Genomic DNA, 25,874 nt, shown 5'->3' with positions numbered 1-25,874 from the left:
ATGGTATTAGTCCGCGACACATTACAGCAGAAAGACTCAGTAAAAATACTGTCAAATATGGGAAAAGTTATTGGGATCGACTTAGGCACTACTAACAGTTGCGTCGCAGTTTTGGAGGGCGGTCAACCACTTGTGATCTCCAATTCTGAAGGTGGACGAACTACTCCAAGTATTGTGGGATTTGGGAAGAGTGGCGATCGCTTGGTTGGTCAATTGGCAAAGCGCCAAGCCGTAACCAATGCTGAAAACACAATTTACAGTATTAAACGATTTATCGGGCGACGTTGGGAAGACACTGAAGTAGAACGCGATCGCGTCCCCTACAACTGTGTCAAAGGTCGAGATGATACCGTTGATGTCCAAATTCGCTCAAAAAACTACACGCCACAAGAACTATCTGCCATGATCCTGCAAAAGCTGAAGCAGGATGCAGAAAATTTCTTGGGTGAGGAAGTCACTCAAGCAGTGATCACCGTACCAGCATATTTTACGGATGCTCAAAGACAAGCCACTAAAGATGCTGGCACGATCGCAGGATTAGAAGTCCTACGAATCATTAATGAACCAACAGCTGCGGCTTTAGCTTTCGGATTAGAAAAGCAAGACCAAGAGCAGCTAATTTTAGTATTTGACTTAGGAGGCGGTACCTTTGACGTATCGATCCTGCAACTTGGGGATGGCGTTTTTGAAGTGAAGGCGACTTGTGGTAACAACCACTTGGGTGGAGACGACTTTGATAATGCGATCGTTCTTTGGATGATGGAACGCTTTCAAGAACAAGAGAAAATCGACCTTTCCAAAGACAAGATGGCGTTGCAACGTCTGCGGGAAGCAGCGGAAAAGGCAAAAATTGAACTCTCCAGTATGGTAAGTACTTCCATCAACTTGCCATTTATCACAGCTGATGACGGCGGGCCAAAGCATCTGGAGATGGAACTCAGCCGCTCGAAATTTGAAGAACTCGCAGGGAAATTGATTGAAGCGACCATTGAACCGATGATCCAAGCGCTCAAAGATGCGGATCTCAAACCATCAGCCATAGATCGAATTATTTTGGTAGGTGGTTCTACGCGTATTCCCGCAGTCCAAAACGCCCTGATTAAGTTTTTCAACGGCAAAGCCCCTGATCGCTCCATCAACCCTGACGAAGCTGTAGCGTTGGGAGCCGCTATCCAAGCAGGTGTATTGGGTGGCGAAGTCGATAATCTCTTACTATTGGATGTCACCCCTCTGTCTTTGGGAATTGAAACCTTGGGTGAAGTATTCACCAAGATTATTGAGCGCAACACCACAATTCCTACGAGTAGATCACAAGTTTTTTCCACAGCCGTTGACGGGCAAACCTCGGTAGAAATTCACATCCTCCAAGGTGAACGGGCAATGTCACGAGATAACAAGAGTCTCGGCAAATTTTTGCTCGCAGGAATTCCCCCATCGCCCCGTGGTGTACCGCAAATTGAAGTATCCTTTGAAATCGATGTTAACGGCATCCTGAAGGTTTCTGCCCAAGACAAAGGTACTGGTAGAGAACAGAGTATTAGGATTACCAATACAGGTGGCTTGAGTACCAACGAAGTCGAACGGATGCGCCAAGAAGCCGAACTGTTTTCCGAAGAAGATAGAAGACGTAAAGAATTGGTTGAACTTAAAAACCAAGCAGATAATTTGTTGTTCAGCTATGAATCTACTATCAAGGACAATAGCAACTTTATCGGCGACCAGATGAAAACCTTGGCTAGTGAAAAAGTTTCACAACTCCAAGCTGCAATGATTGACTCCAGCATTTCCACAGTGGAATTTAAGCAGCGCTTAGACGACTTCCAACAAACTCTATTTGCAATTGGTGCTGATGTCTACAATCGAGCTAACAGCCAAAGTGATGAGATTGAGGAGTCTTCAGGTGGTCACTTTACCCCAGAAGCAGACTCACCAATGAACGGTACACTAATACCACAATTCAATTTTGATTTTGACGAAGAAAGTACCGCACAAGCTGATTATGAGGCGATAGATTAAGGGTTGGGAATGGGGACTGAGGACTGGGGACTGGGGACTAGGGACTGGGGACTGGGGACTAGGGACGCAGAGCGAAAATTCCTTTTCTCTGAACCCTTCTCTACCCCTACACTTGTAAATCCTCAGTCCCAATCCCCAGTCACCAATCCCCAGTCACTAAGTTGCAAATTTTCATTAAGACATTTTAATATATCTAAATATTTAGCGAAGTTTCACAAGACCCCAGCGGTTTGCTAGATTGTAGAAGCAAATTACTTTGAACTAGGCAATGTGCCAGTTCAAATGGACTTCCATTGTAAGGGTGGTTTTCCACACCTAATGGTGCGGCTAGCCCCTCTGGTTGATGGGCGGGGTTTTCCTCTCCTAAGTAGCACAATTGTAAAAGAGACAGCCGACTCGGCAGTGAGAAGTCTGAGCAGAGGCTTCCCCTGTTCTTAACTTCTATAGCTTTTGTCGTCTCCCACGAGGAAAGCACCTGTGCTCAAGATTTGTCGGTGATTTTTGTAAAAGGTAAAGGGTAAAATCAGTTATTAACAAAAATTAATTTTATCTTCTGCCTGGACTCCGGCAAGCTTCCCTTTAAAGGATACTGTGTTGCTCTTACATATTTTGTAAAGCAAAAGCCTTCCCGTAAAGTAGCAAGCGACCGTGAGTGACGTTCTACTGACTTCTGCTTTCTTCCTTCTAACTTTTACCTTTGCTATATGGCCCGCGACTATTATGAAATCCTGGGTGTCTCTCGTGACACCGACAAAGAAGAAATCAAACAAGCCTATCGCCGTTTAGCCCGGAAGTATCACCCAGATGTGAACAAAGAACCGGGGGCGGAGGATCGCTTTAAAGAAATTAACCGCGCTTATGAGGTACTCTCAGAACCCGAAACCCGCGCTCGTTACGATCGCTTTGGGCCAGAGGGTGTGTCGGGTGCTGCTGGCTCAGGCTTTCAAGATGTCGGCGATATGGGTGGTTTTGCCGATATATTTGAAAGCATTTTTAGTGGCTTTGCTGGCGGTATGGGTAATCCCACGCAACAAAGACGGCGCAGTGGGCCTGCGAGGGGCGATGACCTGCGGCTAGACCTGAAGTTAGACTTTCGGGAAGCGGTATTTGGTGGCGAAAAAGAAATTCGCATTTCACATTTAGAAAATTGTGAAGTCTGTAGCGGTTCTGGTGCTAAACCTGGAACCCGCCCCCGGACTTGTTCAACTTGTAGCGGTTCTGGTCAAGTCCGCCGTGTCACAAGAACACCCTTTGGCAGTTTCACCCAAGTCTCTACTTGTCCCACCTGTAATGGGACAGGGATGGTGATTGAAGATAAGTGTGATGCCTGTGATGGTAAGGGCGCAAATCAAGTCACCAAGAAACTCAAAATTACCATTCCGGCTGGGGTGGATAATGGCACACGCTTACGGATTTCTAGTGAAGGAGATTCCGGTCAGCGCGGTGGCCCTCCTGGGGATTTGTATGTTTACTTGTTCGTCAATGAGGACGAAGAATTCCAACGAGATGGGATTAATATTCTCTCGGAAATCAAAGTTAGCTACCTGCAAGCAATTTTAGGTTGTCGGTTAGAGGTAGATACGGTAGATGGCCCAGTGGAACTAATTATTCCAGCGGGAACTCAGCCGAATACGGTGATGAAGTTGGAAAATCGCGGCGTACCCCGCTTGGGTAATCCCGTCAGTCGTGGGGATCACATGCTGAACGTCTTAATTGATATTCCCAATAAAGTCACCCCAGAGGAGAGGGAACTGTTGGAGAAGCTGGCTAAAATTAAGGGAGATCGCACTGGTAAAGGCGGTCTAGAAGGATTTTTGGGAAATTTATTTAAGTGATCAAGCCCTCTTCTGTTTCAACTCCCGATGCTCAACTTGATTTACGCGGCACTCCTTGCCCAATTAATTTTGTGCGGACAAAATTACGTCTGGAAAAAATGCCATTGGGAGGTTTGCTAGAAGTCTGGCTAGACCCTGGTGAGCCGATTGAGCAGGTTCCCGATAGTCTGACAATGGCAGGTTATCAGGTAGAACAAATTACAGATTGTGCTGGTTATTTTTCTCTGTTAGTGCGCCGTCCACTTGCTGGCCAATGACAGGGGAAAATTTTGCCGCAACTGGACAGTTATTGGGTACGGTGGTAGCTGTACAGGCTAATTTTTACCGAGTACAGATGGATCAAGAGGATGGGGAGCAGAGGAGCAGGGGAGCAGAGGAGAAACTGGATTTAAATGCCCCTCTGCCCCTCTGCCCCTCTGCCCCCTTGCCTCCCCTGCTTCTCTGTACCCGGCGAACACGTCTGAAAAAAATCGGACAACAGGTGATGGTAGGCGATCGCGTTGTGGTAGAAGAACCAGATTGGGCTGGGGGACGGGGTGCGATCGCTGATGTTTTACCCCGTCAAAGCGAATTAGATCGTCCGGCGATCGCCAATGTCAACCAAATCCTATTGGTATTTGCCGTTGCCGATCCACCTTTGGAACCTTATCAACTGAGTCGGTTTCTAATTAAGGCTGAGTCTACTGGTTTAGATGTACTTTTATGTTTGAATAAAAGTGATTTAGTTTCACCGCAGGAACAGCAACAAGTTAGCGATCGCCTACTTGGTTGGGGCTATGAACCAATATTTATCAGTGTTAAAGATGGTATTAATACTGACCAAGCAGCCAAATATTTGAGCAATAAAATAACTGTAATCGCTGGGCCTTCCGGCGTTGGCAAATCCAGCCTGATCAATACGCTAATTGACTCTGCCAAGTTGCGAGTCGGAGAAGTTTCTGGTAAACTGGCTCGTGGTCGTCATACCACTCGCCATATAGAATTATTTGAGTTGCCTAGCGGTGGTTTGCTGGCAGACACTCCCGGTTTTAATCAGCCGGATATGGATTGTATCCCAGAAGAATTAATCCACTATTTCCCAGAAGCTAGAAAGCGATTAGCAGTTACTAGCTGTCGGTTTAGTGATTGTCTGCATCGAGACGAGCCTGAGTGCGTAGTCCGGGGAGACTGGGAACGATATGAACATTATTTAGAATTTTTGGATGCTGCGATCGCTCATCAAACACAGCTACACCAACAAGCCGATCCAGAATCTACCATGAAGTTAAAAAGCAAAAGCAAAGGCAAAGGGCAGAGTCAATACGAACCCAAGTTAGAAAGTAAAAAATATCGCCGTATTTCCCGCAAGACTCAGTTACAAGACTTGCAAGAGTTATACCGGGATGAGGAATAAAGGAGTGTGAGCGCACTTCTATGCAAAGGTTGGTCACGAGAGCATAGATACAAACATAAAAACTATCTTCTATGTCTCAGCCCCTTGCTGCCACCCCTAGTTTAGAAGATGTCACTGAGAGTATAATTTTCCCACCAGGTGATATCTTTAGTGACGAACCCCCCTTGGAATCTGATTTACAGGGATTTCACTTAGTGGATGGGCAATATCAAGACCTTGTACCCACTGAGTCAGGTTGGTTGTGGAGTCAGCAGTTAGGGCTGTATTTGGCAGTATATTTGGGCAAATTACGCTTCTTTACACCAGATGGACATCTGGTGATGTTACCAGAGGAAGAATCAAACCAACAAGCGTTTTTTGGATAATTCTGGCTTAGACATAGCCCAACCTAGGCATCGCTCATCAAACTCAGCTGTCCCAACAAGCTAGCCAAAGGGCAGAGTCAGTACAAACCCAAGTTAGAAAGTAAAAAATACTGCCAGATTTCTCGGAAGACTCAGTTATAAATGACGTTTTTTTTAACCAACGTGAGTCTCCCACAGAAACGCACGTTAAGTCAGAATATTGCCGGGAAAAGAAGCAAACCCGCAATTGAGTAAGTCGGCGATCAAAATTCAATGTATATGAAGAAATATAAACTTGAAGTAAGGTGTGTTACGCCGTAGGATAATGCACCTTGAATTGTTGAGGTGAGTTAGGTGAAAAATTGGCAGAACGCTTACAAGCCAAAGGTCTTGAACCAGAGTAAATATTTTCAGTGCAGGATTATACAATAAACAAATAGGCACATATTACAACTAGTTAACAACAAAAGGCGGTGGAGGCATAACAAATGTTGTACCCTCATAAACACTGTAATTAACTCAATTGAAAACTATTCTTACGATCCCCATAAAGTCTTAAAATATTGTTAATTTCAGCCAAACCTCTCGACCTTCAACTTACAAGTATCACCCAAAATCACTATGGCTATCGGCTACGTCGCGCTTGTACTCCATGCACATCTACCCTTCGTTCGTCACCCGGAAAGTGACTACGTGCTGGAGGAAGAATGGCTCTATGAAGCCATCACAGAAACCTACATCCCCTTATTGAAAGTATTTGAAGGCTTAAAGCGAGACGGTATCGACTTTAAAATCACGATGAGTATGACACCGCCTTTAGTGTCGATGCTGCGTGATCCTCTACTTCAAGAACGCTACGAAGCACACTTAGCTCAACTAGAAGAACTTATAGCACTAGAAGCAGAACATAATGTCAACAACGGACATCTTCGTTATTTAGCCGAACATTATGCGACTGAGTTCAGCGAAGCGCGTCAGTTGTGGGAACGCTACGGCGGGGACTTGGTGACAGCTTTTAAAGGGTTCCAAGACAGTAATAACCTAGAAATTATTACTTGCGGTGCTACCCACGGCTATTTACCGTTGATGAAAATGTATCCGCAAGCAGTGTGGGCGCAAATTCAGGTAGCTTGCGAACATTACGAACAAACCTTTGGACAAGCACCTAGAGGTATTTGGTTGCCTGAATGTGCCTACTATGAAGGTTTAGATCGGATGCTAGCCGATGCTGGATTACGCTACTTCCTCACTGATGGGCATGGCATCCTTTACGCCCGTCCCCGTCCGCGCTTTGGCACTTATGCCCCAATTTATACGGAAACTGGTGTTGCTGTCTTCGGTCGAGATCATGAATCCTCCCAACAGGTATGGTCTTCTGAAGTGGGCTATCCTGGGGCGGCGGAATATCGGGAATTTTACAAAGATTTGGGCTGGGAAGCAGAATATGAATATATTAAGCCCTATATTATGCCCAATGGTCAACGTAAAAATACGGGTATTAAGTATCATAAAATTACTGGGCGTGGCTTAGGGCTGTCAGATAAGGCGCTTTACGATCCTTACTGGGCTAGGGAAAAGGCCGCAGAACACGCTGCTAATTTTATGTATAATCGAGAGCAGCAATCTGAGCATCTCTATGGGATAATGCAGCGTCCGCCAATTATCGTTTCGCCTTATGACGCAGAGTTATTTGGACATTGGTGGTATGAAGGCCCTTGGTTTATCGATTACCTATTCCGCAAGTCGTGGCATGACCAAGGAACATATCAAATGACCCATTTAGCAGACTATTTGCGAGAACAGCCAACGCAACAAGTCTGTCGTCCTTCGCAGTCAAGCTGGGGTTTCAAGGGTTTCCATGAGTATTGGTTAAATGAAACGAATGCGTGGATTTATCCACATTTGCACAAAGCTGCTGAACGGATGATTGAAATCTCCCATCTGGAACCAGAAGATGAGTTGGGGGAAAAAGCATTGAACCAAGCGGCGCGGGAATTGTTATTAGCACAATCTTCTGACTGGGCTTTTATTATGCGGACGGGAACGATGGTACCTTATGCAGTTAGACGGACGCGATCGCACCTAATGCGGTTTAATAAGCTCTACGAAGATGTGAAAGTCGGCAAAATTGACAGTGGTTGGTTGGAAAAAGTCGAGCTAATGGATAATATCTTCCCCGAAATCAACTATCGAGTCTACCGTCCGCTATAGTCTCACATAAAAATAATCAACAGCAGTAAGGTGGGCATTGCCCACCTTATATTAGTAGTGAGGAGCGTTTATTTTACCAACAACAGAGCAAGCCTTGGCGTGTGTAAGGGTTTGTCAAATGCTGTCAAATCTTTATAAAGATATCCGCTTATTTCGATTTGACGACACAACCGGGCAAGTTTACATCCTGGCTGGAGATGAACTCCAAGTCATTGTACTAAGTAATGGAATCTGGGATTTTGTCAATGAACCAGAATTATGAGCAAATGAGTTTTACAGAGTTGAGAGCTTACGTCGTGGAAAATCGCGAAGACATTGAAGCTCTACGTTTTTTAATGAGCAAACGTGACCCTAATTCTAAAGGCTATCCTATGCCTGTGACAGAAGCAGATATGCAAGCCCAGATGGAAATCATCAGGCGTAAGATTAACGGAGAACTTTGAAATTATTGTCTAATTCAGTAAGCATAATTAGGGTGGGTAAATCATACTCACCCTATTATTTTATTAACACTGCCGGATTTAGCTAAAGGCTATCTGGATCAATATTTAATTCTCTGAGTTTAGCAGCTAATCTTTGCGCTTTCTCTTCTGCGGCTTGTCGTGCAGTTGCTTCCTCTTCATGAGTTAGGAGTATTTGACCTGTAGCTGGATTGTAAAAGCGCAGTTTTCCCGCCTCTAGACGCAACTCTAGCCCCAAAACTTCACTGGATAGGGATACCGTACCATCTGGCAAGGTATTAGTTGCTACTGGGAAATAATTCCCATCGATCAAGTGTAAACCCTGGAGTTGAGGATTGAGATAATCACCTGTGGGATCATATTGAAAATATTCACGCACTCCCAGAAAGGCATAAATTCCTTTCTTTGCACCTTGGTCTTTGCTGCGGGTGGTTTTTGAGGTAATCTCTAGAACAAAATTTGGGGTTTGATTATTTTCTTCCCAGGTTTTGTAAGAGCGTCTGTCACGGTTTTCCACTCCAAACACCACAAATACATCTGGTGCGACAACCGATTCTGGATAACCTTTTTCGTAGTAAATAAATAGATTACCAGCGACATATACATCTGGGTGATTTTGGAAATAAATTTCCAGTACAGTGGTAGCGTATACGAGAGACTTACGCTGTAAATCACCTTCAGCCATCGGCTTACCATCCTCATCTGGGTACTCAATCGGCGTAACGGGGATGTACTCTACTGAGGCTGTCATGGTCAGATACCTCAACTTAACTAGGGCTAGATTCAATAATATCGCTCAAAATGCGATCGCCATGACTGGGAAGCTAGAGAAATCACAAGGAATTCTAGATTCGACTATATTTATACGTTCTGGTGCAGTGACTTGTTATGCCGCAACCCCAAACCGAGAAATGTTCACTTACTCTAGTTGACTGTCGCTTGTCAAATATGCCGCAAGCTCTTCTGAAATAACAAAACGATAAACATCATTATAAGTAATTTCGTAAATCAATCCGTAATTCTCTAAAATTCGTAATTTGTTTCTCAAATGATCTTCAAAATAGTACGCGAGAACCATGTTATTAGGGTCTGAATTGTAAACCCATTTATTGCTTAGAATGACAAATTCACGGATAAAGGGATACTCACACAAGTCATTTTTCATATCTGCTAGAAGCTCTGGAATTAGTTTCTCAACGGACAATAATACGCTGTCTGATTGTTTAGGCAACAGAAGGCTGGGCTTAACGACACTCTCACGTGAAACTCTTAACCCTGAAAGCGTCTTCTCGATTTTTTCGAGTGTCCGTACCATTTTCTCAGGATTATCGTTTCCGATGGTAATTGGTGGAAGTGAGCCAACAACTTCAATTGGTGTTTCATAAATATAAAGATTTGCAGAAAGATCGTAGTACTCTACTTCAAGACGAATATCTTTTCCAAATCGCTCTTCTGCTTGAAAAAAAGTTGCTACATCAAAGAAGAAAGGATTCTGGCGATCAATGAGAGATAGTTTTAGCGGAAAAAGTTTTTCACAGTTCCTCATCATCTGAGGTTGAGGCGAGATTGTAATCTTGACATCGACTGCTGGAGCTTCGGTAAGAGCAAGAATACCAAGTTGAATCGCTTGTTCTTTTTCTGGTTTAAGTCGAAACAGATGAGTTAATCGCGGTTTTGAAAAGTGCCGTTTAGCCCAAATAGCATCAACAATAAAGTGTTTAGCCTGAACTGTATGAGCACCTGCTCGGATGTAGTAGTGCTTATCTGGAGCCATGTGTGGAGCAAAATAACTCTCATAAATCACAACTAGCAAAACTGCCGAATCAGTTTGGATTGTTCCTCTACCAGATGGATCTTGTATTAGCTTGAGGTCATACTTAGGAACTGGCTCCACTTGACTGATTATTTGATCAACCCAATCGCGTAAATCCTGCCTCCCAATCTTTAGAGGCAACCCCTTATCCGCATTACCATTACCGTCAACACCACCAACAAAGCAACCGCCTCCAGAATTCGCAAAGCCTGACACTGCACAGCTTAGTTTCTTTTTGAGTTCATTGTGTGAAGTATCACTTGACTTAAATTCAAAATTATCATCCTCTGTAATTGGAAGTTGCGTTAGGTCAAAGGTTTCGAGGTTTATTTTAGACATACTGCTAAACAATAATACCAATAACCTAAAACTAACACTCAACAGATTCTTCCATAAATTATTTTTGAAAAAGGTCTATTTTGTTTGTGCTTTTAAAGCATTTACGCTCAAAGTTTACTAACAGTGAAGCCCCAAATTTCCAGACTTCGTGTAACTAACATTAAAACATTAAAAAAGACAGGCTTATTGCCTGTCTTGTAAGTAATGATTTAGGAAAGAATTTAGAAATTCATTTCAGCAGCTTGGACTTTTTCAACCTGCTTCTTCTTCAGCACCAGCATAACTTGAGCCAACATTACAAGAGCGATGAACGCAATCATCCATTTGACTCTGGAAGCGTCTTGCAGTACGATTTCTGCATCTATTTGACCGAATCCACCAACGTTGGGGTTGCTGGTCAAAGCATCACCAGTCTTAACTGCTTGCCCTTCGGAAACAAGTAGGTCTGGCCCTAAAGGAATCGTATCAACGACAACATCACCAGATTCGGGTTGGATGTTGACTAAATATTTGATATTACCTTCGACATCTTCCTCTTTGGCAATCTTGGTAATTGTGCCAGTAGCGGAAGCGTTATAAACAGCGTTGTTGCTCTTTTCGCCTGTGGGATAAACTTGTCCGCGTCCCCGATTACCACCTACGTGAACTGAATATTTACCGAAGTGGATGTTTTTGTCGGTTGCGGGGTTGGGAGAAAGAACTGGGAAGACGATTTCCTGATACTGTTCACCGGGTAAAGGGCCGACGATGACGACGTTATCTTTGTCTTCGCTGTAGGGTTGGTAAAAAGTGTCGCCAACTTCTTCTTTAAGTTCTTCGGAAAGACGGTCTTCAGGAGCAATCTTAAAGCCTTCGGGTAGCATCAGTACTGCACCGACGTTCAAGCCAACTTTAGAACCATCAGCACCAACTTGCTGGGCGCTTAGATCGTAGGGGATTTTCACCACAGCTTTGAATACAGTGTCAGGTAGCACCGATTGGGGAACTTCCACTTCTGTAACCTTGGCGGCTAGGTGACAGTTGGCACAAACAATTCGCCCTGTTGGTTCGCGGGGGGTTTCGGGATAGGTTTGTTGTGCCCAAAAGGGATAGGCGGCAGCTGATTGGGGAAGGGCTAGATCGCTGGTGAAGTAAAATGTCACAGTAGCGATCGCTATGAGCAATGTTTTTACAATCGCTCTAACACTGCGAGTTAACCTCGCTCTTAAGAAAACATTTCTCATCTCTAATAAGGGCAACGATTGAATTAGTCATTAGTCATTGGTCATTAGTCATTAGTCATTAAGCCTTGAACAAAGGACGAATGACTAAGGACTAAGGACAAAATTATTAACCCCACCAAGGTGCATCACCAGTACGGAAGTCGGTTTCAGTCCAAGGGGTCAAAACGATTTTGTCGTCGTTCACTTTGGTATGGGCTAAAGCCAGAGACAGAGGTGCCGGGCCCCGAACAACCTTACCAGTTTCGTCATACTGGGAACCATGACAAGGACATTTAAATTTGTTCTCAGCAACGTTCCAGGGGACGACACAACCTAAGTGGGTACAGATGGCGTTAATGCCATAATCTTTGATCGCCTCTTTGCTGTCTACCACAATATAGGTAGGATCTCCCTTTAGTCCTTGGACTAGGTTGCGATCGCCTGCATTCCGGTTTTCTAGAAATTTAGCGACGCTAACATCGTTACCTAGCTCGTCTTTTGCCGTTGTACCGCCACCAGCACCACCGGTTGCGGGTGGAATAAAGTAGTTGACAACGGGATACAATGCACCCAGAGCTACTCCAGTGACAGTCCCAAAAGTGAGCAGATTCATGAACTGACGACGCCCCATATCGGGCACGTCTGCTGATTCAGAAAATTGAGCCATAATCTACGCGCTCTTTGTGTATTTTGTTAAGCATTTTGACAAAAGTACTTGTACTTGAGGAACTCTTGTCTAAGTCGAAATGCTAGCGCTCACAACGATGCCATACTTCTTTGTTGCAAGATATAAAAAGCATCTTTTCTGTTAGCATTACATTTCTTTATATCCTTATCATACTGGAGTCACGGAACTTAACATCATAACTAAATGTAAAATCTGATTGAGAAAAGCTATGACAGGACAGGAATTACGCCAGATGTTGCTTGATAAGTGGGGATATTCTTACGATGTCCAGTTCCGGCGGGCACAGGGAAAGATATTTTTGCAAGTCATGTGGAAATATCTGGAGCAAGCTTCTTTTCCCTTGAGTGAGGCGGAGTACCAAGAACATCTCGATAGCATTGCCAATTATCTTCATGCCTTGGGTGGATCAACACAGGTACAAACTTTTATTGCTCAAACACGCGATCGCCCCCGGCTCGGCAAGGCTGTTAGCATTCCTCTAGATTTGGGTGAACGCACTTCGGAATGGATATTATGACCTGCTATTGCATTAATGTTAATAAATTTCTGAATATTTACAGTATTTTTTATCCCAAAAGTACCATAGTATGCTACAGGATTCTTTTGCCCACTGCTACATCTCTATCTGGCTGAATTAATACAACTTCTCCATCGTCTAGCATTACTCCCAAGACTAAAACTTCCGAAATAAAATCGGCAATTTGACGGGGTGGAAAGTTAGTAACAGCTAATATTAATCTGTTGATTAATTCCTCTTGCTCGTAAAGCTTAGTAATTTGGGCACTAGATTTTTTAATGCCCAAATTACCAAAATCTATCCACAATTTATAAGCTGGTTTTTTCGCTTTAGGAAACTCTTCAACTTTGATGACTTTGCCAACATGAATCTCAATTTTTTCAAAGTCACTATAACTACTAAACATTTGGTCAAAAACTAAGCACGAACATCTTTCTAGCTATTCCCTGTAACCTGTAACCTGTAACCTATAACCTATTGCATCTGTTATTTCCCCGTAAGCTTCACCAGTCCAACACCACCGAAATAAAGCCCTAAAACTGCTCCAGCTAAAAGACTTTGAGTCAGGGGGTCAGTAGAAGGTGTCAGAACGGCTCCTAAAACAACTGCCCCCATAATTACGTAACGCCAACCAGAAATCATGCGTTCAGACGAGACAATGTTCAAATTACCGAGCAACAGTTGGATGATGGGAATTTGAAATGCTAAACCAGTGCTGAATAACAGTAGCAGCACAAATTCAAAATATTTATCAATTGACCAAAGTTGTTCGACTACATCTGCTCCGTAGCTGATGAAAAAGTTCAAAGCTGCGGGGATAAGAAGTAAATAGGCAAATATTAACCCCGCCCCAAATAGCACACTTGAACCCAAAACCACAGGCCCCAGTAAACGGCGTTCGCGGCGAGTCAGCCCTGGAACTACAAACTGGATAATCTGGTAAAGAATGAAAGGACTAGAAAGTATCAAGCCAGTGTAGGCTGCAACTTTGAGGGAGACAAAGAAATATTCTCCGGGTGCAAGTTGGAGAAACTTTACTCCTTGTGCTGGAACCTCAAGTAGCTGGACAATTGGCTTAACGGCAAAGAAACAGCCGATAATGCCCACTGCTACAGCAATCAGCGAATAGAAAATCCGCAGTCGCAACTCTTCTAGGTGGTCGAAAAGGGACATTTCGATTTCACCTGGCAACTCATCAAGAGGATCGTTCTCTGAGTTGCCATATCCTTCTGAATCGAGATTGGGAACGTTTACAGTATCTACGTCTTGTGAAGGAGTCATGAGTCAGCTAGTAGGCAACATTTATAATTGAGTGATTGCTGAGTAAGGATTCAGGAGGCAGGAGGCAGGAGATAGGAGGCAGGAGGCAGGAGGAACCCACGTTTTAAAACGTGGCATTGATCTTGGACGCAATGCAAGTCGTGCTACGCATCTCGATACAATTCTTCTTTTAAACTGGGCAATGACCCAGCAACTTTAGTTTTTATTCATACTTCTTTCCTCCTGCCTCCTGCCCTCTGCCTCCTGCCTTCTTTGTAATTGTTTTTTGTGAGCAGTATTTTAACTCAGCACTCTTCATTATTTTATCTGGGGAATGCAGCTACCAAGATATGTTTTTGGGTGCTGTGGGTTTTTTTCCTGTTTTTTGGGCTTGCATCTGCATAAGTTAGTAGGAAGCCATCTTGTAGGCAATGCCTAACCTAAAAAAGGGTGGAACCGATAATTTAAAAATCACGTCTCTGCGGCTAGTAGCGCTGAGTAAATTCACACAACATCAACATATAATACTCAGTTTTGAAAATCCGGTTCATCAAGGTGGCATCTCATCTATACATAGCGCAATCGGAAATTTTTAGCTGAGGTTGGGTATGAACCGGACAATTTGCATTGCCCTGATGGCATTGCCTGTTTATTTATACAATGTTGAGCCAAGTACTACAAGTAGTAGTGACGTGCCAATTGTCAAAAACCAGTTTCCCATAATAACTGCTTTAATTGCTTACAGTACAAATACTCAGTCATACATCTTGCCGTGGCAAATATCGGCTAGAGATGACCAAACCGAAGATTGCCTTCGTGCTGGCATTTGCAAAGATTGAGAAAAGAAGGCAGTCCCATTATCTAAAGAAAATTAATGGTTGTAAAAAATCAACGTACAGTAGTGGTTACAGGAGCCTCAACAGGAATTGGTCAGGCGTGTGCTTTGCTTTTAGACCAGTTGGGCTTTTCTGTTTTTGCTGGCGTGCGTCAAGATATTGATGCTCAAACACTGAAACAAAAGGGGTCACAAAGGCTCATTCCGATTTTTTTAGATGTTACCGACGCTGAATCGATCGCAGCTGCGGTTGAGCAAGTAACAAATGCAGTTGGTGGTGCGGGGATTTTAGGTTTAGTTAATAATGCCGGAATTGCCGTCCCTGGCCCCTTAGAATTATTAGCGATCGCAGAATTTCAACAACAAATGCTTGTGAATGTCACCGGACAATTAGCAGTGACCCAAGGATTTCTTGGTCTATTACGCCAAAGTCGGGGTCGAATTGTCAATATGGGTTCCATCGCTGGTAGAAGTCCTGCGCCGTTCATGGGAGCTTATAATGCGTCAAAATTTGCCCTCGTTGCACTCACTGATGTGATGCGGATGGAATTACGACCTTGGGGAATCTCGGTTTCTATTATCGAACCTGGTGCGATCGCCACTCCAATCTGGGAAAAGTCCCTAAGTCAATCTGAAATAGCACAGCAGGACCTACCACAATCGGCACAAAATCTTTATGGTCAGGCGATGAATATTGTACGTAAGAAAATGCAGATTCTCGCATCTCAAGGAATTTCTGCGGATATTGTCGCTCAGGCTGTTGTTCATGCGCTCACTGCAAAACAACCTAAAACACGCTATCTCGTTGGACAAGATGCCAAACTTGGAGCTGTGCTGAAGCACATTTTGCCCGATCATCTGCATGACCGGATAATTTTATACTCAATGGGTTTGTAAATTACTTGTTTGTCAGTTCACAAGTACAGCACGGCGTAAATACAACTACCATCTTAGGACTTACACATTAACGCCAAATAGAAAGCATACAGGGCTTGAAAAACCATATCTGTCGTAGGGGCACAGCATTGCTGTGCCCCTACAGCGCGGGTTTACCGATCATCAAAGAACAATTAATAAAGGCCTGAAACGACCTATTTTCGTAAATACATACCATGATTAATTTGTACAGTGCGTAAGTCCTATAATCATTCTTTTCGGCTGATATTTGTGTCAGTTAATACTTAATTAGTGGGCTACAGCCTCGCATTCTATGGCAATTTATTACTGAAATCAAGAAACAATAATTATACTAACCTATTCCAGCTAATTGGCATTAGGTAGACAACTCTTCTAGCCCTATCCATTCAGTGATAGATTGCCATTGGCTTACGTAAACAGTGGTATTTATACGTTTTTCTTTTTGAGCTTTTTTAGGTAGTTTTCCCATGACAGCATCGGCGAACGAGCTAGATTCGTTCCATTTATAAATAGGCATCTCTTGCCAGCAGTGGCGACAAAACCAGTAAGTTTCTGAACCGCGTATATGTTCTAAAAGTACGCTTGAACAGCAAGGACAGTAATTCATATTTTTCTCAAATCCTGTGAATAAAAGTGTTATTGCAAATTAGAGAGCCAGTTGAGAAGCCCGTAGATATCTAAAACAATCTGTCTATATTTTGACTATAGTCTTTGAATATGAGGAACTTGTGAGGAAAGTTAAAATACTTAATATTTATACAAAACTTATACACACTTCTTAAGTAATGCTCTCAGGCTTATTGATCTATCTCTTCACAAGATCCTCAAATTATTTTTCGTATCATCGATTAATTTCAAAGATTTCATCCTAACAAGACTATGAATTAAGGTAATCTCTTGAGATAACAGATCATCTATCTCTAATTTGACAATAGAATGAGTTTGGCGACTCTAAAATTCTATCTACTTCCTGGTTTAGTTACTAACTTGTTCTATATACCCTGTATTTAGTCTTATAAGATTTACAGGGCAGATTTATCAATATAAGTGATTTATTCTCTATTAGAGCCGAATAGTTCCCTATTTTCAACAATTTACTTCCTCTAGCGAACGCTAGCTTCTACTAGTTTGTCCTGATATCAAAAAGATCATTAGAATTGACAAATTAACCATGCGATTCAACGATCAACTGATTAACTTACCTAGCTTAAATCATGTTATTAATCGTTCTCCATTAACGATTAGCCCTGATAGTTTTGTAATTGAAGCTATTATCTTGATGAGTCAGGAAAGATGTAGTAATTATGCCCCTACAAGCTTCAACTTTTCATTGGATTTAAACCCCAGAAATCAAACATTAACTGGTTGTGTCTTGGTTCTTGAGAGAGGGAAATTATTAGGCATTTTTACTGAAAAAGATGTAATTAGTCTTATAGCTTCGGGAATAAACCTATCCACGATGACAATGGCTGAAGTGATGACACAGCCAGTAGCTACCCTTATACAATCAGATTCTCAAGATATTTTCACCGCTTTATCGTTATTGCGTCAGCATCAAACTCACTGTTTGCCCGTTTTGGACGATCGCGGGCAAGTGTTAGGAATTATTACCCAGAGTAGCTTGCTACAAGCCTTTGACCTGATCAAAATGGTTGGGGTAGTTGACGGGTTACAGCAATTTTTACAAAAACCCACAGATGAATTCCAGTCGGTTAATCAGCCAATTGAGATAGAGCAAGTCCGCTGCCAAACTCAAAATAACTTAAAACTATGGGTTGAGGCACAATCGACTGAAATCATGGAAGTTAATCAGGAACTTCAGCAAGCCCTTGAAGAACTCCAGGTAATAGAAGAAGAACTGCGCGAACAAAACGAAGAGTTAGCCGTTGCCCGTGAGCAAATAGAATTGGAACGAGAGCGTTACCAAGATTTGTTTAAGTTCGCTCCAGATGGTTACTTGGTAACTGATGCCGCAGGTATTATCCAAGAGGCTAACCAAGCAGCAGCAAAGTTGCTGGCTGTCCGCCAAAAATATTTAGTCAACAAACCATTAATTTTATTTATTTCTCGCCAAGATCACCAGACTTTTACCACCCGACTGAATAATTGGCAGCAGATACAGGAGTGGGAAGTTTACCTCAAACCACGGGGAGGTAGAATTTTCCCGGCTAGCATTAGAGCTGCTGCCATGTACGATTCAAAGGGGGATCTTGTTGGTTGGCGCTGGTTAATTTGCGATATTAGCGATCGCCAACAGGCAAAGGAATCACTGCGCCAAGCTTACGAGGAATTAGAAAAACGAGTGGCGGAACGGACAGCAGAACTTGTCATGTCCAACGTTCTGTTGCAACAAGAAATTACCGAACGCCAACGCGTAGAAGTTGCATTACGACACAGCGAAAACCTCTATCGCCAACTTGTGGAAAGTCAAACTGACATAATTATCCGCGTTAATTTGCAAGGGCAAATTACCTTTGCCAATGTGGCTGCTTGTCAAACCTTCGGCTGGAAAGAAGATGAGTTTTGTGGCCAGTCATTTTTCCAGTTTATTTATCCAGATGACTTGCCTCAAGCGATGGAAGATATGGCAATTTTAGGATCTTCATTACATCCCTTGACTAATCTTGAGCGACGTGCATTGACAGTCAATGGTATCCGCTGGTTTCAATGGAATGCGATCGCAATTCGTGATGAAAAAGGAGAGGTTGTTGAAATTCAAGGGGTAGGTAGAGATATTACCGAACAGCAAGCCGCGCTACACGAACGCCAACTTGCCGAAGCAGCACTGCGCCAAAGTGAGGAGAAATTTCGCAGTTTTGCCGAACACACCCACGCAATGATCTGGATTGGTAGCGCAGATTCATTCCAAACCTTGTACGTTAGTCCTGCTTATGAGAAGATTTGGGGTCGTTCTTCCCAGCATTTATTTGAGCAGCCAGACTCCTGGATAGACACCATTCATCCAGACGATCGCGATCGCGCCACCCAATCAATCGAGCAACTGCTTAGTGGTAGTAAATCCATTTCAGCAGAATATCGGATTTTGCGACCTGATGGATTAGTGCGCTGGATTTGGAATCGGGGCTTTGCTGTCTATGATGACCAAGGAAAAATTAACTATTATGGTGGCATTGCCGAAGATATCACAGAGCGTAAACTGTCCGAAGAGTCACTGCGCCAGAGCGAGGAGAAATTTCGCACTTTTGCCGAAAATACCCACGCAGTTATCTGGATTGCCAGCACAGATTCATTCCGAACCTTGTACGTTAGTCCTGCTTATGAGAAGATTTGGGGTCGCTCTTGCCAAAATCTATTGGAGCAACCTGAGTTATGGATAGACACCATTCATCCAGACGATCGCGATCGCTTAACTTTTACAGCAAAGCAACAGCTCATTAGTGAGTCGGTTTCAATAGAATATCGAATTTTGCGACCTGATGGATCGATGCGCTGGATCTGGGATCGAGGCTTTGCTATCTATGATAACCAAGGAAAAGTTCAGTATTATGGTGGCATTGCCGAAGATATCACTGAGCGCAAACTGTCCGAAGAGTCACTACGAGAAAGTGAAGCGCGATTGAGTTTAGCTACCGAAGCAGTCCAAATGGGTATATGGGATCGGAACTTAATCGCCAATACTTGTATTTGGTCTGCCAATATGGGGCCACTTTATGGTCTGCCGAACAACACCTTGTGTCCAACCTTTGAAGACTATTTCAATTTCATCCATCCAGAAGACCGCGAATCTGTGGCTGCGAATATCGCTCACATGATTGAGCAAGGAAAGGGATCTACAGAGTATCGAGTTATCTGGCCCGACGGCAGTTTGCACTGGTTAAACTGCAAAGCTCAAGTCTACTATAACGAACTTGGTCAAGCGATTCGGATAATCGGCACAAATCGGGATGTCACAGAGCGCAAGCTAGCGGAACAAAAAATCTTTGAACAAGCCGCTCTACTTGATATTGCCACCGACGCCATCTTAGTTCGAGATTTCCAATCTCAAATCTTATTCTGGAATCAAGGTGCAGAGCGGATGTATGGTTGGCTGTCTACAGAGGTTATGGGAAAAGACCTCCGGGAGATTTTATATCCAGCAGGAACTCAACAGCAACTAGAAGAACCGCTAAAAAGGGTAATTGAGAGTGGCTCGTGGCAAGGTGAGTTACATAAAATTACAAAATCCGGTCAAAAAATTATTGTGGAAAGCCGCTGGACATTGATGCGCGATCCTGCGGGAGAACCAAAATCTATCCTGGTTGTTGACACTGATATCACCCAAAAGAAACAACTCGAAGAACAGTTTTTTCGTACCCAGCGATTGGAAAGCCTTGGTACCCTTGCAAGTGGTATTGCCCACGACTTGAACAATATATTGACACCAATTTTGGCCGCGGCTCAATTAGTACAGGGACAATTTTTTCAAGATCAGGAGCGTTCTGGGCAACTGCTGGCACTTGTAGAAAGCAACGCCAGACGCGGAGCAGCTTTAGTAAAGCAAGTCTTGTCTTTTGCGCGAGGATATAAAGGAGAGCGGACAATTATCCAAATCGAGTACCTGATTTCAGAAATTATCCAAATTGCTCAACAGACATTTCCCAAATCGATTGAATTTTCCACAGTTATTCCAGAAGACATTCGGGCGATCGCTGGGGACACCACACAACTGCATCAAGTGCTGATGAATCTGGTAGTAAATGCTCGCGATGCTTTGCCAGATGGCGGTAACATCACAATTTCTGCGGAAAATAAGTTTATTGATGAAGCTTATGCCAGGATGAATCTCGATGCCAAAGTCGGGCATTACATTGTGATTACCGTTGCCGATAACGGAATTGGCATATCACCAAAAATATTAGATAGAATTTTTGAGCCATTTTTCACCACCAAAGAAGTCAATGCAGGTACAGGACTCGGCCTTTCAACAGCGCTGGGTATTATTAAAAGCCACGATGGTTTTATCAAAGTGTCTAGCAATGTTGGTAAAGGCAGCAAATTTAACCTGTTCTTACCAGCTGTGGAAGCAACCCCAGAGTTCAAGATAGAAGAGATGGAACTGCTCCCAGGACAAGGAGAATTGATTTTAGTGGTAGATGATGAAGCACAAATTCGGGAGATTGCCACAATCATCTTAGAAAACCATAACTATAAGATACTGGCTGCCAGTAATGGCATAGAGGCGATCGCACTTTATGCCCAACACAAGCATCAAATCAATGCTGTATTGATGGATATAATGATGCCGGAGATGGACGGAATTACCGCTATTCGCACCTTGAAAAAAATGAATAGCCAGGTTCAAATTATTGCCTGTAGCGGACTGAACTCAATGGAGGTGTTTGCCCAAGCCACTGATGCTAATGTGCAAGCAGTTTTATCAAAACCCTATACCGCCAGAGAATTATTGAGCAGTTTACACAATCTATTCAGAGGGTAGTGGGTAGTGCTGAGTGGGAAATCTCACTTCTTTACTCGGAACTGTTTTGCCCAATGCCCAATGCCCAATGCCCAATGCCCAATGACAAATCCCTCACAAGTTCCTCAAATTGTTTTCCTAAGATTAAAATGTGGGCAACGTCGGGAAAATGGGGTTAATCCGGCTGATGAATATTGTTAGGAAAATTAATGATGAGTTAGCGATCGCAGGGCAAATTACATTAGAGCAGCTAAAAAAAATAGCTGATGAGGGTTATAAATCTGTACTTAATTTACGCTTGCCCGACGAAACAGGCTTACTGGCTGATGAACAGGACAAAACTGAGCTTTTGGGATTGTACTACCTTAACCTCCCAACCAAAACTGATGATATTAATCATCAAAATACTCTCAAGATATATCAGACTATCACGGAATTACCCAAACCAATTTTAATCCATTGTGATAATTCAATTCGTTCAGCCGCAATAGTATTGTTGTACATCGCTATGAAACAAGGTATAACATTTGAAAAAGCAATAGAAAAAATTATTAATTTAGGTTTAATATAACTAATTCGTAATTCGTAATTCGTAATTATGCTCCTACGTCACTAACGCTACGCTAACGTAATTCGTAATTTTTGAGTTTCAAGGATTGCGGAAATCCCCACCTTATCTGCATTCGCGCAGCGTGTCGCAGACAGACGCTAACGCAAACAATGTACTAATACCAATTTGAAAAAAATGCGACAAATAGACCATTTGTAGAGACGCGATTCATCGCGTCTTTACCCAAGGATGTGTTGCAATCATTAATTGAATAGGTATAACAAGGTGGGGATTAATTGTGAGTGGGTGATGACGATTGCATCCAGCAAGACATCATAACTGGCTATTGTCTTTCATTAAACGGCTGTAAGTTCGTTGGGGAATAAAGTGGAGTGGATTGTAACCAACGAAACGCAAAATCAGTACACAAGCCCATGAATATCGTCCATCGGTAATGGCTTCCATAACTTGCTCTAATTGTTCTGGACTAATGGCTTTGTGAAAATTTTTCTGAGAAGAAGAAATGTGGTAGTTCATAGCTAACCCTGATGTAAGTTATCTAAATCGAGGTGTATCAGTTTATTCCACCATATTCTGTTTTCTGAATTGGCTTGAGCAATATATCTGCAATACAACGACGACGGATGATAATTTTGGCAGTGACTATTTGACTAGTCTTTAATCTGCTTACATTTGGTTTGTTTATGCTAAAACTTGCTGGATTTAATTTATTTATGGGGTGATGTTCTACTGGCGTTGGCGTAGCCCACCGAAGGTATCGCTCAAATTTTGCTGTATTGCTTAATCGGGAATAGTGTTTTATGCCTGATTGAGAACTAACTTATATACATAGAATAATCTGTCTTTGCTGCCACTCCAGCCAATTTGGCAGTTTTTTAAATTTGGGCATTGGGGAAAGACTTGCTAAAACTTCCTCCCTGTTCAATAACTACCTTTTTAGTGCAATACCCAATGCCCAATCTCCAATCCTGTAAAAGGTTGAATGAACAAGTGTTTCGCTGTGACTTTAGGCACTTTTAGATCCCCCCTAAGAGGATGTTTTAAAAGTCCTCTTGTCGGTAACAAAAGGTTTTAGATCCCCCTAAATCCCCCTTAAAAAGGGGGACTTTGATTCCGGTTCCCCCCTTTTTAAGGGGGGTTAGGGGGGATCTAAACGTGTCTAAAATCACACCAAAATACTTTTAAAACAACCTCTAACCTCCCTTAAAAAGGCTACGGTGTACACACAAGTCCTAAAAACCTAGCTTATCTCGTTCCTAGTCTCCGACTGGGAATGCATTCATTGAGTCTCTGACTCNNTCTAATAGCCCATTCCCATGCAGAGCATGGGAACGAGATAATAACATAATTGCGAATTGTGCGAATTGTTTTAAAGTCCCTCTTTCAACCCCTAATACCATAGACTTACAGAGTTTCATACCAGAGCTAGACGTAAAGATTTTTACAGTTATTTAGAATCGTGGGGGAGATGTACCTCACAGAACCGGAGACTGGAAAGAAATATGAGGTTATTACCTAGCTAAATTTCTAGGATTCGTCATCATGTATGAACTAGTTCAAGCTGTCTTCAACGGTGATGAAAAAACTGCTCTACATCAGTTAATTTATACGTTGAGTTCTTCAGGTAAGCGTTACTTCCTGAGAAATGAGATTTTGCAAGCTTTTGCTGACTACTGTCATCAATCCCAAAAGCCAGCCTATTTTTACTACTCTTCTTCTGTTGGCAAACTGATACAGTACACCCACGAAATAATTCTCGAAGAGGAAAGTACTTGGTTTGTGATTCGACCCACAATTGCGAACCAAGAAGTTTGGCAACTGACAGCCGATTTGAGTCGGTTTGAGCAAATGACGCCTCAAGCACTGTTAGATGTGAGAGATCGCTCAGTCAACCGCTACCAACCCCACATCCTCGAAATCGACCTCCACCCCTTCTATGAGAGTTCTTTAAGAATCGACGACGCCAGAAATATAGGTCAAGGTTTAGCCTTCCTCAACCGTTACCTGTGCAATCAATTGTTGACTGACCCCCAATATTGGGTAGAAATGTTGTTTCAAGCGTTACATGGGCTGCAATACGATGGTATTCGCCTATTGTTGAGCGATCGCATTTCCTCTGGTATTCAGTTAGCCAAACAAATTAAGCCAGCCCTCAAATTGCTGAGTGAGCGATCGCCTGATGAACCTTATGAAAACTTCCGCTTTGAACTCCAAGAACTCGGCTTTGAGCCAGGTTGGGGTAACACTGCGGCGCGAGTCTCCGAAACCTTAGAACTCCTCGACCGGCTCATTTACTCCCCAGAACCCGGCATTTTAGAAACATTTGTAGCCCGCGTCCCCGCCGTCTTTCGCATCGTCCTCGTTTCCATCCACGGCTGGGTTGGACAGCAAGATGTTTTGGGAAGAGATGAAACACTCGGTCAAGTTATCTACGTTCTCGAACAAGCTCGCAGCTTAGAAAATGAACTGTGTGAACAAATTAAACTCGCTGGACTTGACCAACTAGGCATTAAACCCCATGTAATTATTCTCACCCGGCTAATTCCTAACTGTGAAGGGACATTTTGTAATCTGCACTTAGAAAAAGTTGAAGATACTGAAAATGCTTGGATATTGCGCGTTCCTTTTGGTGAATTCAATCCAGAAATCACGAATAATTGGATTTCTAAATTTGAGATTTGGCCTTATTTAGAACAATTTGCGGTAGATGCAGAAAAACAATTACTAGCTCAATTTAAAGTCAAACCTAATCTTATTATTGGTAACTACAGCGACGGGAATTTAGTAGCTTTTCTCCTATCTCGCCGGATGAAAGTCACCCAGTGCAACATTGCCCATTCCTTGGAAAAACCTAAATATTTATTTAGCAATTTATATTGGCAAGATTTAGAAGATCAATACCACTTCTCGGCACAATTCACCGCCGATTTGATTAGCATGAATGCAGCCGACTTTATCATCACATCATCCTATCAAGAAATTGTCGGCACACCTGACACCGTAGGTCAATACGAGTCGTATAAATGCTTCACAATGCCACAGTTGTATCATGTGGTTGATGGCATTGATTTGTTTAGTCCTAAATTTAACTTAGTGCCGCCGGGAGTAAATGAAGATATTTTCTTTCCCTATAGTCAAAAAGAAGACCGAGATTCTCACCTTTGCACACAAGTCCACGACTTACTCTTTAGCCGCGAAGACCCCCAAATATTTGGTCATTTAGATCACCTTAACAAGCGACCAATCTTTGCCGTTGATACCATCACTTCAATCAAAAATCTCACTGGGTTAGCTGAATGTTTTGGCAAAAGTCAGGCGTTGCAAGAGCATTGCAACCTGATTCTTTTAATTAGTAAACTACATCCACATGAAGCTACAAACTCAGAAGAAGCAGAAGAAATTCAAAAACTCTACGACGTTATTGATCAATATAATCTCTATGGCAAGATTCGCTGGGTGGGGATGCGTATCCCTAGCAGGGAACTCGGTGAAGCCTACCGAGTAGTTGCAGATTCTCAGGGAATTTATGCCCATTTTGCCCGCTTTGAATCCTTCGGACGGAGTATTTTAGAAGCGATGATTTCCGGCTTGCCAACTTTCACTACTCAATTTGGCGGTTCTTTAGAAATTATCGAAAACCAAGAAAACGGATTTAATATTAATCCGACGAACTTAGAAGAAACAGCAAATAAAATTTTAGATTTCCTTGACAAATGCGAGGCTCATGGTGAATACTGGCACGAAGTTTCAGAATGGATGAGTCAGCGAATTCATCACAAATATAATTGGCATTTACATAGCAATCAATTATTACTACTTGCTAAAATGTTTAGTTTTTGGAACTTTGTTGCTCCCGAAAATAACGAAGCCAGAGATCGGTATATGGAAACCTTATTTCATCTCATTTATAAGCCCAGAGTCGAGAAGATTTTGGAAAAGCATATAGGTGGGTGAGGGAGGTAGGGGAGCGGGGGAGCGGGGGAGCAGGGGAGCAGGGGAGCAGGGGAGAGTTAAAACTGGTTTCATCCACCTCGGAACTCCGTTCATCCACCTCG

At 42.9% G+C, this 25,874-nt stretch carries 22 protein-coding genes and 1 pseudogene; 15 read left to right on the top strand and 8 right to left on the bottom strand.

Annotation, left to right across the window (positions count from 1 at the left end; translation table 11 throughout):
- Positions 1 to 57 precede the first annotated feature (57 nt).
- From dnaK to A4S05_RS12810, 8 genes are all read left to right on the top strand, one after another.
- Positions 58 to 2,016 (top strand): molecular chaperone DnaK, encoded by a 1,959-nt coding sequence (gene dnaK / locus A4S05_RS12840; protein ID WP_069070216.1) that lies wholly within the window; start codon positions 58 to 60, stop codon positions 2,014 to 2,016.
- A 704-nt stretch (positions 2,017 to 2,720) separates the two neighbouring features.
- A complete protein-coding gene (gene dnaJ, locus A4S05_RS12835) occupies positions 2,721 to 3,851 on the top strand; it encodes a molecular chaperone DnaJ (protein WP_069070215.1) in 1,131 nt (376 codons plus the stop codon).
- A complete protein-coding gene (locus tag A4S05_RS12830; RefSeq protein ID WP_069070283.1) occupies positions 3,851 to 4,108 on the top strand; it encodes a sulfurtransferase TusA family protein in 258 nt (85 codons plus the stop codon). The genes dnaJ and A4S05_RS12830 overlap by 1 nt, the downstream gene beginning before the upstream one ends.
- Positions 4,105 to 5,244: a small ribosomal subunit biogenesis GTPase RsgA gene (rsgA, locus tag A4S05_RS12825; RefSeq protein ID WP_069070214.1), complete on the top strand. Its 1,140-nt coding sequence runs from the start codon at positions 4,105 to 4,107 to the stop codon at positions 5,242 to 5,244. The genes A4S05_RS12830 and rsgA overlap by 4 nt, the downstream gene beginning before the upstream one ends.
- A 71-nt stretch (positions 5,245 to 5,315) precedes the next feature.
- A complete protein-coding gene (locus A4S05_RS12820; protein WP_069070213.1) occupies positions 5,316 to 5,609 on the top strand; it encodes a hypothetical protein in 294 nt (97 codons plus the stop codon).
- 600 nt (positions 5,610 to 6,209) lie between these two features.
- Positions 6,210 to 7,799 carry a glycoside hydrolase family 57 protein gene (locus A4S05_RS12815; protein WP_069070212.1) on the top strand — a complete coding sequence of 530 codons (1,590 nt, stop codon included), beginning with the start codon at positions 6,210 to 6,212 and terminating at the stop codon, positions 7,797 to 7,799.
- 118 nt (positions 7,800 to 7,917) lie between these two features.
- The gene (locus A4S05_RS41555) at positions 7,918 to 8,061 is read left to right on the top strand and encodes a DUF6888 family protein (protein ID WP_218107947.1); all 144 of its coding nucleotides are present in this window, start codon (positions 7,918 to 7,920) and stop codon (positions 8,059 to 8,061) included.
- Positions 8,045 to 8,242 carry a DUF6887 family protein gene (locus A4S05_RS12810; protein ID WP_069070282.1) on the top strand — a complete coding sequence of 66 codons (198 nt, stop codon included), beginning with the start codon at positions 8,045 to 8,047 and terminating at the stop codon, positions 8,240 to 8,242. Before A4S05_RS41555 ends, A4S05_RS12810 begins: the two co-directional genes overlap by 17 nt.
- A gap of 82 nt (positions 8,243 to 8,324) precedes the next feature.
- On the opposite strand, the gene A4S05_RS12805 is transcribed toward A4S05_RS12810, so the two are convergent.
- Positions 8,325 to 9,011, bottom strand: coding sequence for a Uma2 family endonuclease (locus A4S05_RS12805; RefSeq protein WP_069070211.1), 687 nt, complete (start codon positions 9,009 to 9,011; stop codon positions 8,325 to 8,327).
- Between A4S05_RS12805 and A4S05_RS40265 the strand changes: the two genes are divergently transcribed.
- Positions 9,010 to 9,192 carry a hypothetical protein gene (locus A4S05_RS40265; protein ID WP_141699712.1) on the top strand — a complete coding sequence of 61 codons (183 nt, stop codon included), beginning with the start codon at positions 9,010 to 9,012 and terminating at the stop codon, positions 9,190 to 9,192. The two genes, A4S05_RS12805 and A4S05_RS40265, sit on opposite strands and share 2 nt — an antisense overlap.
- On the opposite strand, the gene A4S05_RS12800 is transcribed toward A4S05_RS40265, so the two are convergent.
- From A4S05_RS12800 to petC, 3 genes are all read right to left on the bottom strand, one after another.
- Positions 9,180 to 10,412, bottom strand: a complete 1,233-nt coding sequence (locus tag A4S05_RS12800) for an ATP-binding protein (protein WP_069070210.1) — start codon at positions 10,410 to 10,412, stop codon at positions 9,180 to 9,182. The two genes, A4S05_RS40265 and A4S05_RS12800, sit on opposite strands and share 13 nt — an antisense overlap.
- 221 nt (positions 10,413 to 10,633) lie before the next feature.
- Positions 10,634 to 11,635, bottom strand: coding sequence for a cytochrome f (gene petA / locus A4S05_RS12795; protein WP_069070209.1), 1,002 nt, complete (start codon positions 11,633 to 11,635; stop codon positions 10,634 to 10,636).
- Between the two features lie 106 nt (positions 11,636 to 11,741).
- Positions 11,742 to 12,281: a cytochrome b6-f complex iron-sulfur subunit gene (gene petC / locus A4S05_RS12790; protein ID WP_069070208.1), complete on the bottom strand. Its 540-nt coding sequence runs from the start codon at positions 12,279 to 12,281 to the stop codon at positions 11,742 to 11,744.
- Between the two features lie 229 nt (positions 12,282 to 12,510).
- On the opposite strand from petC, the gene A4S05_RS12785 reads away from it, so the two are divergent.
- Positions 12,511 to 12,819: a DUF3067 family protein gene (locus tag A4S05_RS12785; protein WP_069070207.1), complete on the top strand. Its 309-nt coding sequence runs from the start codon at positions 12,511 to 12,513 to the stop codon at positions 12,817 to 12,819.
- Between the two features lie 73 nt (positions 12,820 to 12,892).
- Here A4S05_RS12785 and A4S05_RS12780 read toward each other — a convergent pair whose 3' ends face one another.
- Positions 12,893 to 13,225 carry a tRNA-binding protein gene (locus tag A4S05_RS12780; protein ID WP_069070206.1) on the bottom strand — a complete coding sequence of 111 codons (333 nt, stop codon included), beginning with the start codon at positions 13,223 to 13,225 and terminating at the stop codon, positions 12,893 to 12,895.
- An 80-nt stretch (positions 13,226 to 13,305) separates the two neighbouring features.
- The gene (gene tatC / locus A4S05_RS12775; protein ID WP_069070205.1) at positions 13,306 to 14,100 is read right to left on the bottom strand and encodes a twin-arginine translocase subunit TatC; all 795 of its coding nucleotides are present in this window, start codon (positions 14,098 to 14,100) and stop codon (positions 13,306 to 13,308) included.
- Positions 14,101 to 14,687: 587 nt separating this feature from the next.
- On the opposite strand from tatC, the gene A4S05_RS12770 reads away from it, so the two are divergent.
- Positions 14,688 to 14,918 (top strand): hypothetical protein, encoded by a 231-nt coding sequence (locus tag A4S05_RS12770; protein ID WP_069070204.1) that lies wholly within the window; start codon positions 14,688 to 14,690, stop codon positions 14,916 to 14,918.
- 35 nt (positions 14,919 to 14,953) lie between these two features.
- Positions 14,954 to 15,811, top strand: a complete 858-nt coding sequence (locus A4S05_RS12765; RefSeq protein WP_069070203.1) for an SDR family NAD(P)-dependent oxidoreductase — start codon at positions 14,954 to 14,956, stop codon at positions 15,809 to 15,811.
- Positions 15,812 to 16,187: 376 nt separating this feature from the next.
- On the opposite strand, the gene A4S05_RS38855 is transcribed toward A4S05_RS12765, so the two are convergent.
- Positions 16,188 to 16,439 carry a hypothetical protein gene (locus A4S05_RS38855; protein ID WP_084227095.1) on the bottom strand — a complete coding sequence of 84 codons (252 nt, stop codon included), beginning with the start codon at positions 16,437 to 16,439 and terminating at the stop codon, positions 16,188 to 16,190.
- A gap of 564 nt (positions 16,440 to 17,003) precedes the next feature.
- Here A4S05_RS38855 and A4S05_RS12760 point away from each other — a divergent pair.
- Positions 17,004 to 21,269 (top strand): PAS domain S-box protein, encoded by a 4,266-nt coding sequence (locus tag A4S05_RS12760; RefSeq protein WP_069070202.1) that lies wholly within the window; start codon positions 17,004 to 17,006, stop codon positions 21,267 to 21,269.
- Between the two features lie 166 nt (positions 21,270 to 21,435).
- Entirely contained in the window at positions 21,436 to 21,819 is a 384-nt protein-coding gene (locus A4S05_RS12755) for a protein tyrosine phosphatase family protein (protein WP_069070201.1), read from the top strand.
- Positions 21,820 to 22,134: 315 nt separating this feature from the next.
- Here the strand turns inward: A4S05_RS12755 and A4S05_RS12750 are convergent.
- A pseudogene (locus A4S05_RS12750) lies at positions 22,135 to 22,335 on the bottom strand (HetP family heterocyst commitment protein); the annotation flags it as partial.
- A gap of 1,026 nt (positions 22,336 to 23,361) precedes the next feature.
- On the opposite strand from A4S05_RS12750, the gene A4S05_RS12745 reads away from it, so the two are divergent.
- A complete protein-coding gene (locus A4S05_RS12745; protein ID WP_069070200.1) occupies positions 23,362 to 25,773 on the top strand; it encodes a sucrose synthase in 2,412 nt (803 codons plus the stop codon).
- The last annotated feature ends 101 nt before the right edge of the window (positions 25,774 to 25,874 follow it).

It is taken from the genome of Nostoc sp. KVJ20 (genome assembly GCF_001712795.1).
GTDB lineage: Bacteria > Cyanobacteriota > Cyanobacteriia > Cyanobacteriales > Nostocaceae > Nostoc.
This window is presented reverse-complemented; position numbering and strand designations above follow the sequence as displayed.

Coding starts and splice junctions, on each gene's coding strand:
- dnaK (WP_069070216.1), top strand. CDS start 58: ATGGGAAAAGTTATTGGGATCGACTTAGGCACTACTAACAGTTGCGTC.
- dnaJ (WP_069070215.1), top strand. CDS start 2,721: ATGGCCCGCGACTATTATGAAATCCTGGGTGTCTCTCGTGACACCGAC.
- rsgA (WP_069070214.1), top strand. CDS start 4,105: ATGACAGGGGAAAATTTTGCCGCAACTGGACAGTTATTGGGTACGGTG.
- A4S05_RS12820 (WP_069070213.1), top strand. CDS start 5,316: ATGTCTCAGCCCCTTGCTGCCACCCCTAGTTTAGAAGATGTCACTGAG.
- A4S05_RS12815 (WP_069070212.1), top strand. CDS start 6,210: ATGGCTATCGGCTACGTCGCGCTTGTACTCCATGCACATCTACCCTTC.
- A4S05_RS41555 (WP_218107947.1), top strand. CDS start 7,918: ATGCTGTCAAATCTTTATAAAGATATCCGCTTATTTCGATTTGACGAC.
- A4S05_RS12810 (WP_069070282.1), top strand. CDS start 8,045: ATGAACCAGAATTATGAGCAAATGAGTTTTACAGAGTTGAGAGCTTAC.
- A4S05_RS40265 (WP_141699712.1), top strand. CDS start 9,010: ATGGTCAGATACCTCAACTTAACTAGGGCTAGATTCAATAATATCGCT.
- A4S05_RS12805 (WP_069070211.1), bottom strand. CDS start 9,011: ATGACAGCCTCAGTAGAGTACATCCCCGTTACGCCGATTGAGTACCCA.
- A4S05_RS12800 (WP_069070210.1), bottom strand. CDS start 10,412: ATGTCTAAAATAAACCTCGAAACCTTTGACCTAACGCAACTTCCAATT.
- petA (WP_069070209.1), bottom strand. CDS start 11,635: ATGAGAAATGTTTTCTTAAGAGCGAGGTTAACTCGCAGTGTTAGAGCG.
- petC (WP_069070208.1), bottom strand. CDS start 12,281: ATGGCTCAATTTTCTGAATCAGCAGACGTGCCCGATATGGGGCGTCGT.
- A4S05_RS12785 (WP_069070207.1), top strand. CDS start 12,511: ATGACAGGACAGGAATTACGCCAGATGTTGCTTGATAAGTGGGGATAT.
- A4S05_RS12780 (WP_069070206.1), bottom strand. CDS start 13,225: ATGTTTAGTAGTTATAGTGACTTTGAAAAAATTGAGATTCATGTTGGC.
- tatC (WP_069070205.1), bottom strand. CDS start 14,100: ATGACTCCTTCACAAGACGTAGATACTGTAAACGTTCCCAATCTCGAT.
- A4S05_RS12770 (WP_069070204.1), top strand. CDS start 14,688: ATGAACCGGACAATTTGCATTGCCCTGATGGCATTGCCTGTTTATTTA.
- A4S05_RS12765 (WP_069070203.1), top strand. CDS start 14,954: ATGGTTGTAAAAAATCAACGTACAGTAGTGGTTACAGGAGCCTCAACA.
- A4S05_RS38855 (WP_084227095.1), bottom strand. CDS start 16,439: ATGAATTACTGTCCTTGCTGTTCAAGCGTACTTTTAGAACATATACGC.
- A4S05_RS12760 (WP_069070202.1), top strand. CDS start 17,004: ATGCGATTCAACGATCAACTGATTAACTTACCTAGCTTAAATCATGTT.
- A4S05_RS12755 (WP_069070201.1), top strand. CDS start 21,436: ATGAATATTGTTAGGAAAATTAATGATGAGTTAGCGATCGCAGGGCAA.
- A4S05_RS12745 (WP_069070200.1), top strand. CDS start 23,362: ATGTATGAACTAGTTCAAGCTGTCTTCAACGGTGATGAAAAAACTGCT.